At 72.6% G+C, this 9,961-nt stretch carries 9 protein-coding genes and 1 pseudogene; 6 read left to right on the forward strand and 4 right to left on the reverse strand.

Annotated elements, in window-relative coordinates:
• The 3 genes and pseudogenes from ND747_RS28345 to ND747_RS28355 form a co-directional block, all read left to right on the forward strand.
• Positions 1 to 306, forward strand: a pseudogene (locus ND747_RS28345) (glycosyltransferase); the annotation flags it as partial.
• A gap of 83 nt (positions 307 to 389) precedes the next feature.
• Complete coding sequence (locus tag ND747_RS28350) at positions 390 to 1,049, forward strand: DUF2064 domain-containing protein (RefSeq protein WP_251737319.1); 660 nt, start codon at positions 390 to 392, stop codon at positions 1,047 to 1,049.
• The gene (locus tag ND747_RS28355) at positions 1,046 to 1,747 is read left to right on the forward strand and encodes a class I SAM-dependent methyltransferase (protein WP_251737320.1); all 702 of its coding nucleotides are present in this window, start codon (positions 1,046 to 1,048) and stop codon (positions 1,745 to 1,747) included. Before ND747_RS28350 ends, ND747_RS28355 begins: the two co-directional genes overlap by 4 nt.
• Here the strand turns inward: ND747_RS28355 and ND747_RS28360 are convergent.
• Together ND747_RS28360 and ND747_RS28365 are read right to left on the reverse strand one after the other, a co-directional pair.
• The gene (locus ND747_RS28360; protein WP_251737321.1) at positions 1,683 to 2,231 is read right to left on the reverse strand and encodes a hypothetical protein; all 549 of its coding nucleotides are present in this window, start codon (positions 2,229 to 2,231) and stop codon (positions 1,683 to 1,685) included. The genes ND747_RS28355 and ND747_RS28360 overlap by 65 nt on opposite strands.
• On the reverse strand, positions 2,228 to 3,328 hold the full coding sequence (locus ND747_RS28365) for a molybdopterin-dependent oxidoreductase (RefSeq protein ID WP_251737322.1): 1,101 nt from the start codon (positions 3,326 to 3,328) through the stop codon (positions 2,228 to 2,230). The genes ND747_RS28360 and ND747_RS28365 overlap by 4 nt, the downstream gene beginning before the upstream one ends.
• A 212-nt stretch (positions 3,329 to 3,540) precedes the next feature.
• Here ND747_RS28365 and ND747_RS28370 point away from each other — a divergent pair, with 212 nt between their 5' ends.
• Entirely contained in the window at positions 3,541 to 5,112 is a 1,572-nt protein-coding gene (locus ND747_RS28370) for a hypothetical protein (RefSeq protein ID WP_251737323.1), read from the forward strand.
• A 151-nt stretch (positions 5,113 to 5,263) separates the two neighbouring features.
• Here ND747_RS28370 and ND747_RS28375 read toward each other — a convergent pair whose 3' ends face one another.
• Together ND747_RS28375 and ND747_RS28380 are read right to left on the reverse strand one after the other, a co-directional pair.
• Positions 5,264 to 5,956, reverse strand: coding sequence for a sensor histidine kinase (locus ND747_RS28375; protein ID WP_251737324.1), 693 nt, complete (start codon positions 5,954 to 5,956; stop codon positions 5,264 to 5,266).
• The gene (locus tag ND747_RS28380; protein WP_251737325.1) at positions 5,956 to 7,107 is read right to left on the reverse strand and encodes a hypothetical protein; all 1,152 of its coding nucleotides are present in this window, start codon (positions 7,105 to 7,107) and stop codon (positions 5,956 to 5,958) included. Before ND747_RS28380 ends, ND747_RS28375 begins: the two co-directional genes overlap by 1 nt.
• A gap of 562 nt (positions 7,108 to 7,669) precedes the next feature.
• Here ND747_RS28380 and ND747_RS28385 point away from each other — a divergent pair.
• Together ND747_RS28385 and ND747_RS28390 are read left to right on the forward strand one after the other, a co-directional pair.
• Complete coding sequence (locus ND747_RS28385) at positions 7,670 to 8,890, forward strand: RCC1 repeat- and reductase domain-containing protein (RefSeq protein ID WP_251737326.1); 1,221 nt, start codon at positions 7,670 to 7,672, stop codon at positions 8,888 to 8,890.
• Positions 8,891 to 9,431: 541 nt separating this feature from the next.
• Entirely contained in the window at positions 9,432 to 9,710 is a 279-nt protein-coding gene (locus ND747_RS28390; protein ID WP_251737327.1) for a ribbon-helix-helix protein, CopG family, read from the forward strand.
• The last annotated feature ends 251 nt before the right edge of the window (positions 9,711 to 9,961 follow it).

The raw sequence follows: 9,961 nt of genomic DNA on the forward strand, positions 1-9,961 counted from the left end.
GTGCATGCCCGGGTGGGCAACGCGGCGGTGGCGGCCGCCGTGCGCCGGCGGTGCGGGACGAACGTGCGCGACCTCGGGCCGATGCGCGTCGCCCGGCGCGCCGACCTGCTGAACCTCGGGATCACCGACCGCCGGTTCGGCTACCCGCTGGAACTGGTCGTCCGGGCTGCCGCCGGGGGCTGGCAGATCGCCGAGACGGACGTCCGCTACCACCCGCGGACGGGTCGGTCGAAGGTCACCGGTACCGCGCTGGGCACCATCCGCGCCGTGCGGGACATGACGACGATCCTGCGGCGCCTGCCATGATCGTGGCGCGACCCCCGGGCCGTGCGGGGACCGGGCGCCTGCCGGCAGCAGCCGACCGGCCGCCGAACCCGGTCGGCCCACCAGTGCTGATCGTGATCGCCAAGGAACCGCTGCCCGGGCGGGTCAAGACCCGGCTGACACCGCCCTATGCGCCGCACGAGGCAGCCAGGTTCGCCGCGGCGGCGCTCGCGGACACCCTGGCCGCGGTGGCCACCGCGAGCCGGACGCTGGGGGTCCGGCCCCTGGTCGTCCTCGACGGCCACCCAGGCCCGTGGCTGCCCCGGGAGTTCGCCGTGCGTGCCCAGGCCGACGGGCCCCTCGACGCCCGCCTCGCCGCCGCTCTCGACGCGGTCCGTGGCCAGCCGGCGCTCCTGGTCGGGATGGACACCCCACAGATCACCCCGGCCGGACTGGTCCGGGCCGCGGCACGTCTGCGGCGGGACACCGACGCCGCGTTCGGCCGGGCCCAGGACGGCGGGTGGTGGGCGCTGGGCCTCGGTGCCGCGGACGGCGACCTGGTGCGTGGGGTGCCGACCTCCCGGCCCGACACCGGCGTCCGCCAGCACGCCCGGCTGCGCGACGCCGGCCTGCGGGTGGTCGATCTGCCGGTGCTGCGTGACGTCGACACGGCCGCCGACATCGCACCGGTGGCGATCCTCGCCCCCCACAGCCGGTTCGCGGCCGTCGCCGCCGATCTCCGCTCGCGGTCACGTAACCCGGCCGGCGCACGGGAGACCACGTGACGGCCCCGGTTGTGCCGACCGCTCACACCGCCGGTGTCGCCTCCGCCGGTGTCGCGGGTGGCGTGCCGGCGGAGCTGCTCTACGAGCTGGCGCTGCGTGTGCCCGCCGCGCGGCTGTGGGCCCGAAGTCCCGAGGGCCGCCGGCCTGTTCCCGTCGACCTGTGGCGGGGAGATCCGGTACCGGGCGACGAGGTGCTGCTGGATACCTGCCGGGGACCGACGCTGGACGTCGGCTGCGGCCCGGGACGGCTGGCCGCCGCGCTCACCCGCCGCGGCGTCCGCGCCCTCGGTATCGACGTCACCGAGGCCGCGGTGACGCTGGCCAGGCGGGCCGGGGCGAGGGCGCTGTGCCTGGACGTGTTCGGTCCGGTCCCGGACATGGGGCGCTGGCAGGAGGTCATCCTGGCGGACGGGAACATCGGTATTGGCGGCGATCCGGGTCGGCTGCTGCGCCGGGCACAGGCCTTGCTGGCCGGAGACGGACGGATCCTCGCCGAGGTGGACGGCCCGGGCCGGCCGACCCGGACCTATCCCGCCAGGCTGGAGGTCGCGGGCCTCACCAGCGCCCCGTTCCGCTGGGCCGCGGTGGGCGTGGACGGCATCGGGCCGCTCGGCGCGTCGGCGGGGCTGCGCGTCACCGTGGTGACCGCCCGGGCCGGTCGGTACTTCGCCGTGCTCGAACCGCGCGCCGGAGCATGACCGCCGCGGCGACAGACCAGATCGCTCCCAGCACGACCAGCAGGTTGCGCCCGTAGGGCAGCGGATCGACCGATGGATTCGCCGGATGACCGACCCGGCCGGACCACAACGGAAAACTGGCCAGCGCGACCGAGGCGGAGACGAACGACGCGGCCTGGATCACCGCCCGGTACGGGTGCGCGACGATCCGGCTCAGGAGGACGCCGAGCACGGCGGCGGCGGGTGCCACGATCACGTCGTGCCCGAGCAGTCCCCCCAGCAGCCAGCGCAGCGTGTGCGCCGGGTGGGTGGCCCGCGGATGCGTCACCAGGCCGGCGATCCCGTATCCGGCCACGGCCAGACCGGCAGCGGCCACGACGGCCCGGACCGCGGTGACGACCCGGGCGACCGCGCGGGGCCGGGCCGGATCGTGCCGGTCGACGAGGTCTGGCGGATCGGACGTGTCGGCGCCCTGCGGGCGGTCCGTGGGCCGCGAGCCGGTCACACCATCACCACCCGGTGCACCCATTTGGTCTGCAGGACACCCGGTCGGTTCGGCGCGATGAGACGGGCCGGGTAGCCGTGGTCGAGGGCGAGCACCGCACCGCCCAGCCGGGTGGCGACCAGCGTCTTCGGATCCCGGGCGTGCGGGGGATGGACCACGCTGGTCCGGTAGCCGCCGCGGCGTTCCAGCGATTCCACCCGCACGGCCGCGTGCGCCGGTACGCCGGCCCGGTCGAGCAGGTCGGCGAGGCGCACCCCGGTCCAGGTGGCGTCCGCCGCCCAGCCCTCGACGCAGGTGATCGGCAGTCGCACGGTGACGAGGCTCTGCGCGTACAGCTCGTCCAGCGACAGCGAGAACGGCCGGGGGCCCACGACGTCCAGTTGGTAGCCCCGGTCCCGGGCGATGACGACGACCCCGGCGGCGAGGGCCGTCCGGTTCACGGGCAGGCCCTGCGGCCCGACGTCGGGTGTGCGGGGCGCCAGTAGCACGGTGTCACCGAGGCCCGGCACGAACTGCCCGGCGGTCGTCACCGTGACGACCCCGGCGGCGGCGCCCACCGCGAGCCCGAAGCCACGTCTGGACAACCCGTCACCCGCGGGCTCGGGTTGACTGATCCGATCGGTCAGGTGCGCTCGGGCCGCTCGCCCCTGGCCGACGTTGGCCCGCACGATGGTGATCTTCGCGGCGATGTGCACGAGCAGGGCGCCGATGGTGATCCAGGCGACCCAGTAGTGCGTGACGGTGAAGAAGAACCGGAACGGATACCACTGGGCGATGTTGGCGATCCCGGTCGCCAGTTGGAAGATCGATCCGGCGATCAGCGGGATGATGGAGATCCGCTCCGCCGCGTGCGCGACGCCGCGCACCGGCGGCCACTCCCACAGCCGCGGATACACCGTCCACAGTTTCGCCAGCAGCAGCGGCACGCTCACCAGCCCGCTGGTCACGTGCAGCCCCTGGGCGAACCGGTAGAACCAGACCGGCCGGGACGGCCACGAGAACCCGCCCGGGGGATGCTGCATGAAATGCGAGACGAGCCCCGTCACGAACGCCGTCCCGAACGTGATGCCGAGCCAGATGCCGAGCAGCGACGCCATCCGTGGATCGTGCAGACGGCTGGTGAAGGATGTCAGCCGTCGTCGGCGAGACACCGGATGTCGCAGATGTACCGGCCGCCATCGGTCACGCAGGTCCATGCCCGGACGGTAAGGGGATCGATCTTCCGAATGCCCTGATCGTTTCCTTACGATCCACGGATGCTGCGCCGGCCCGGCGCACGCGGCCGATCCGGCGCGGCAGGCTCGGATCCGTGGCCGTCCCCTCGATCCTGCGCAGGCACGACCCGACCCCACATCCGCGTGATCCGATGCCGCGGCCCGGCGAGGTGTCCCACGGCGAGTGCCGCTCGTCGACACCCACCCGGGGCCGGACCACCGGACGGAACTGGCTGATCTGCGCCGGGGTGCTGCTGGCGGGAGCCCTGGTACTCGAAGCGGCGACGATCGCGCGGCCGGGCCCGCTGCCGGGCGGCCCGGCCGTTCTCTATCTGGTCCTCGGCTGGTGGGCCGCGGCCATGCTCGCGGTGGCCGTGCTGGTGCGGGTGGCGCCCCGGCGCGGCGTGCTCCTGCTGCTGGTGGCGGGGGCGGTGGCGGTCCACGTCCTCGCCCTCACCTCGGGGCCGAGGATGAGCGACGACCTGTACCGCTACGCGTGGGACGGCAAGGTGTCCAGTGCCGGCATCGACCCGTACCGCTACGCGACCGATTCCCGTGCACTGGCGCCGCTGCGGGACCGCTGGCTGTGGCCCGATCCGGCCGGCTGTGCCCGGCTGGGCCGCCGGCCCGGGTGCACGAGGATCAACTATCCGACGGCGCACACCATCTACCCGCCGGTCGCGCAGGCCTACTTCACCGCCGTGCACTACCTGCCCGGCCCGCCGCGTGAGCACCGGCTGCAGCTCTACGCGGCGGTGCTGTCGCTGTCGACGACTCTGCTGCTGATCCGGGTGCTGCCCCGGTTCGGTCATCATCCGGGCCTCGCGGTCGCCTACGCCTGGGGGCCGTCCGCCGGACTCGATGTCGGGATGGACGCGCACGTCGACATCCTCGCCGTCCTCGCCGCCACCGCCGCGCTGGCGCTGCTCCGCCGGCCCCGGCAGGCACCAGCGCCCACCACCCGATCCACCGGGGGACCGCAGCACGGCGGCTTCTGGACGGCTCGTCGGCGTCGTCACCTCGTGCCGCTGGCGGCGGGTGCGCTGCTGGGAGCCGCCGTGGCGGTCAAGCTCTATCCCGCGTTGCTGATCCCCGCCGCCGCGCGGCGGCGAGCCGTGGTCGCCGTCGCGGCGGCCGGGGTCGTGGTCCTGTCCTACCTGCCGCACGTCGTGGTGGTCGGCACCGCGGTCGTGGGCTTCCTGCCCCGGTACCTGACCGTGGAGGGCTACCACGAAGGGCACCGGTTCCTGCTGCTCGGCCTGCTCGGCCTGACCGGGACGGCGGCGAAGACCGTGGCCGTGGCAGTGGTCGGGTCCGTGGCGCTCGTCGTCTGGCGCACCGATCCGGCCGGGGTCCCGGTCGAACGCGCGGCCCTGTGGGTGCTGGGCACCGCGTTTCTCGTCGCTACTCCGGCCCAGCCCTGGTACTCGATCCTGCTGGTGGTCCTCGCCGTCCTCGCCGGACGCCTGGAATGGATCGCGGTCGCCGTCGGCCCCTACGTGCTGTACATGGCACTGTTTCGGGACCTTGCCGTCGCCGACGTGTATGCCCGTCCCGGCGGCTACGTCCTCGGTGCCGTGGTCGTCGCGTTTGTCGCGCTGGCCCGCCAGGCGGCGTCGCAGCGCCGCGCGGCGGCGGGGGAACGGTCGCTGGCTCGGCAGGTGTGACGGGCTCGGCGGACGTCCAGCCTCGGCGGGACGCCGACTTGCTGCCGGGCCAGGTGGCGCGTCCGAGGAAAAGTGCTCACCTCATCATCATCGGGTGTCAACCCGACGGACGCAGTCGGGTCGTGGGACGCCGTCTGGGCCGGGTACGTCGTCATGTCGCGCATCCCGTCTGTCGTGGCTCGGATTCCTGGCGTGCCTGCGGGACCTGGGCGCAGGGGATGATCGCCGCGATGCCGGTGCCGGCACCAGGTTCGCTGCGCACGGTCAACGTCCCGTCCAGGGCAGCGACGCGATCGAGCAGGCCGAGCAGGCCGGAACCGGAACCCGGACTGGAACCGGCGCCGCCGATCCCGTCGTCGACAATCTCGACCCGCAGAGCACCGTCGCTGTAATCAACGGTAATCCACACGCCGGTCGCCTGGGCGTGCTTCAACGTGTTGGCCAGCGCCTCGGCGACCACGAAGTAGGCCGCCGCCTCCGCCGACGGGTCCAGTCGCCCGAGCACCGGTGGATGCGCGGGACGCAGGTGGACGTCCAATGGGCATCGCTGTGCCAGGCCGCGCAGCGCGGGCAGCAGACCCGCGTCGGTGAGGACGGCGGGGTGCAGGCCGCGGGCGAGTTCCCGCAGCTCGCCGATCGCCGCGTCGAGCCCGTCGGCACAGTCGGCAAGCAGCTGTGCGGCGGACGGATCGGCGGTGCCACCGAGGCGCTGCCGTGCCCGCAGCAACGTCGGCGCGACCATCACCAGCCGTTGTTGCGCGCCGTCGTGCAGGTCGCGTTCCAGCTCGCGGCGGGCGGCGTCGGCGGCCGCGACGATCCGCCCGCGTGACGCCCGCACCTCCATCAGCTGGGCGCACCTCCATCAACTGGGCGCACCGCGGCGGTCAGCCGCTGGTTTTCCAACGCCAGACCCGCGACCGACGTCACCACGTCCAGCAGGGCGGTGTCCTCCCGCAGCGCCGGGTCGTGCAGCAGCACGGCGACCCGTCGGCCGCCGCGCTCCACCATCCGGGTGCAGCGCTCGGCGGCCGCCGCGGGCAGCGTCATCGGCCGGCCGTCGCCGTCAACGAACGCCCCCGTCTCGGTCTGGGCGTACCCGACCTGCAACGACGAGTCGCCCAACGCCCGGGCCAGCTCGGTGCGCAGCTGCGCGGCGCTGACCGGCTCCCGCAGCCGGACGAGCAGCCTGTCGACCGTGCTGCGCCCCACCCGCAGCCGCAGCACCCCGACGACGAACCCCAGCGGCAGCAGCCACAGGGCCACCAGGGAGATCCACATCGACTGTTCCCGCCACGGGTGGATAGGGCCGAGCAGTCCACCGGCGGCCGTCGCCGCGCCGCCCAGCGCGGTGGCCAGGTAGACCGGCGCCAGCACTCGCCGCAGCGGCCGGCCGGCCCCCGCCCAGCCACGGGCCAGTATCACCAGCACGGCGACGGCCACGGCGGCGGCGAGCAGGCTTGCGGTCCGGTCGAGCTGCCCGCTGAGCTGCTTGCTGTCGACGGCGAGCAGAAGGTTGCGCCGTGGGATCGGCAGCCTCTCGTTGTTGGTGAACAGCGCCCGGATCGGCGTGAGCCCGAATGCCACGGCGTATGCCGCCGCGGCCAGTCCGCGCCGCGTCCGGGTGGTGAGCCTGCCGGTGGGGAATGCCAGCACCAGGTGGGTCAGCACCGCACCGGACGCCCCGGGGAACAGCAGGCCGGCGGTGTGCACCCACGGGGTGGTCGACAACTGCAGGTCCTCCGCGGGCAGCGCGACGCCGACGAGCACCATGAGCAGTCCTACGCGGGTTTCCGGCCGGCGCAGATGCGCGACCACGCCGGCGATGAGGAAAAGTATTCCGCCGACGCTGCTCGCCACCGTGTCAGCCGCCGAATGATAGTGCTGATCGACCTTGAACGTCAGCGCGACCATGGTGAGCGGCAGACCGACACCGGCCGCCAACCACAGCGGCGCGACGCCCCACCACTGCGATTGCCCCTGCGCCTGCACCTGCATTCCCCGCACATTCACACCGGGCCGGACGCGGTGTCAACGGGCCCCGTCCGGTCTGGTGGGTCTGCTGGGTCTGGCCGGGAAACGGCCGCGGAGCACCGCGTCCGCGTCCGCGCGGACGTTTTTCAGGGCCAGCCCTGATGTCGCGCGCCGTCGCCGCCGGCACGCTGAATCAGCATCCCACCCGTCCTCCGCATCCCGTGTTCCCGGAAGGTGACAGATGGAGCTTTCCCGCCGGCAGGTCCTGACCGCCGCATCCGTGACGACGGCAGGCGCGTTCGTCTCGACAGCCGGACTCGCCCTGACAGCGGCGGCAGCGGCAGCGGCGCCGGCGCGGGCAGCGCCTGCGGAGTGCGGCCAGGTCAGCCTGCGCGCCGAGGTGGCGATCAGTGCGGCAGACCTCCGATCCAGGCCTGCACAATGTGTCCGCTGCCCGGATCCCGATCGAGCAACTCAGGAGTGTCCTGCCAGCGTGTCCGTCGGTCTCAGATGCCCTTCGGCCTAAACTCGTCACTCATTGTGACAGTAGGGGGGGTCGGATTCATCGGGACCAAAGGAGCAGGGCATGCGGCGGCAGAGAAAACGGGCACGGGCGTGGGTCGCGACGGTGGTGCTGGGGGTAGCCGCTGGGCTGATGGTTCTGCCCACGGTGGCGACAGCATCCCCGAACGGGACGACCGACGCCTCGGACCGGCCGACGCCCGCGGACCTCGGGTATGCCGGGAGCAGGACCGGCACGGTGCAGGCATGGGGCTACAACGACTCCGGCCAGCTCGGCGATGGGACCACCACCACCCGGTTGACCCCCGTGCCGGTCGTCGGTCTGAGCGGGGTCACTGCCATCGCCGGCAGAGAGATGAGCGGATATGCGCTGAGCCGCGACGGCACAGTGCGGGCCTGGGGTTACAACGGTAATGGCCGGCTCGGCGACGGCACCACCACCGACCGGTCGAGCCCCGTGCGGGTCGTTGGGCTGCGCCACATCATCGCTATCGCGGCTGGCTACAACAGCGGATACGCGCTGAGTCGCGACGGAACCATCTGGGCCTGGGGTACCAACTACAACGGCCAGCTCGGGGACGGCACCACCACCAGTCGGTTGACCCCCGTCCAGGTCGCCGGCCTGCACCACATCATCGCCATCAGCGCCGGCTTCGACAGCGGGTATGCGGTGCGCGGCGACGGCACCGTCTGGGCCTGGGGCGACAACTACAACGGCAGACTGGGCGACGGCACCACCATTGACCGGTCGACTCCCGTGCAGGTCGTCGGCCTGCACGGGATCACCGCCGTCGCCGGCGGCATCAACGGCGGGTACACGCTAGGTCGGGACGGTACTGTCCACGCCTGGGGCAGGAACGATGCCGGCGAGCTCGGGGACGGCACCACCACCACCCGGTTGACCCCCGTGCAGGTCGTCGGCCTGCGCCATATCACCGCCATCGCCATCGGCGGCTCCGCCAGCGGCGGATACGCGCTAAGCCGCGACGGCACCGTCCATGCCTGGGGTTACAACTACTCCGGCGAGCTCGGGGACGGCACCACCACCACCCGGTTGACCCCCGTGCAGGTTGTCGGCCTGCGCCATGTCACCGCCATCGCCAGCGGCGGCTTCGGCGGGTACGCGCTTGGCCGGGACGGCACCGTCCAGGCCTGGGGCGGCAACGACGTCGGCCAGCTCGGTGACGGCACCACGACCAAACGGTTGACCCCGGTACAGGTCGTCGGCCTGAACCACATCAGGGCCATCGCCGCCAGCTACGGCAGCGGATACGCGCTGCGTTAGGCGAACACCCTTGTTTCTGGTGCCCTCCCTGTCCCGAGGGACCGTCCCAGGCGTCAGGTCCACACCAGCTCGACACCGGCCATGACTGCCTTCGTATGGCGCGACCGTCCGGATCGTCCGCTCGGATCTGATCACCTGACCCGAATTCACCCCCGGAGAGATCATGATTCGTCGCAGAAGTCTCGCCGCTGCCGTTGCCCTCACCTGCCTGCTGGTGCTCGGCATGGCCGCCTGTAACTCGGCGCCGCACCGGTGACGGCGCGGGGCTCCGCAGGCCGCGGCGGCCACAGCTCGAGCCACGGCGGTAGCCACAGGCGCCCGCACGTCCCGCACTCCGGCGGGAGCCACTGCGACTGATCCGATCCTGCCGGGTGAGCTCCGCCGCGCTCGCCTGGCCGCCGCCACATGGTCAACAGGGGGAGCGGGGCGCGGAGACTCTCATGAGCCCGCCGGTTTCGTATTACGAGTGACTGGTGGAGATCCACGCGATGCGGATGCGTCCCAGATATCGGGATCTCCTGCCGTGACCAGGGAGAGGTCGATGACCGCTGGCAAGCAGGAGTGCCGCACCAGTCGCGGTGTACCCGTGACCTCCGACCTGATTGGCGAACGTGCCGCCGAGGCCGAACCAGGCTTCGACGTTGCCGCGCTGCGTCGACGTGGCGGCAGGCGACCGCTCGGCTCCGCGCCCGGCGACGTCGTCCCCGTCCGGCTCGATCCGGATCTACGCGCAGCTTTGGCCGCCCGTGCCGACACTGACCACACCAACGCCAGCGACGTCATCCGCCAGGCACTGCGTGCGTGGCTCGACGTTGCGTGAAGTCCTGGTCAGACCTGGCCGAGCCCCCGCGGTGTGCGCAGAAGCGATGGAGGATCGTCGGTCGTGGGCTGCGATCCGGGCGATCGCGCACGGACGGGGGGGCCCGCCGGCATCACACCGAAGGTGCTGGGGCGGGATGGCAGATCAGCCCTTGCCGGCGGACAGCACGTAGGTGTGAAGTTGACCCGATTCTGTTCACACCTGGGCTCTTTGAGATAATGGACTCAGGGAGGAGTACAGGTGCCGAGATC

It is taken from the genome of Frankia sp. R82, assembly GCF_023716925.1.
GTDB lineage: Bacteria > Actinomycetota > Actinomycetes > Frankiales > Frankiaceae > Frankia.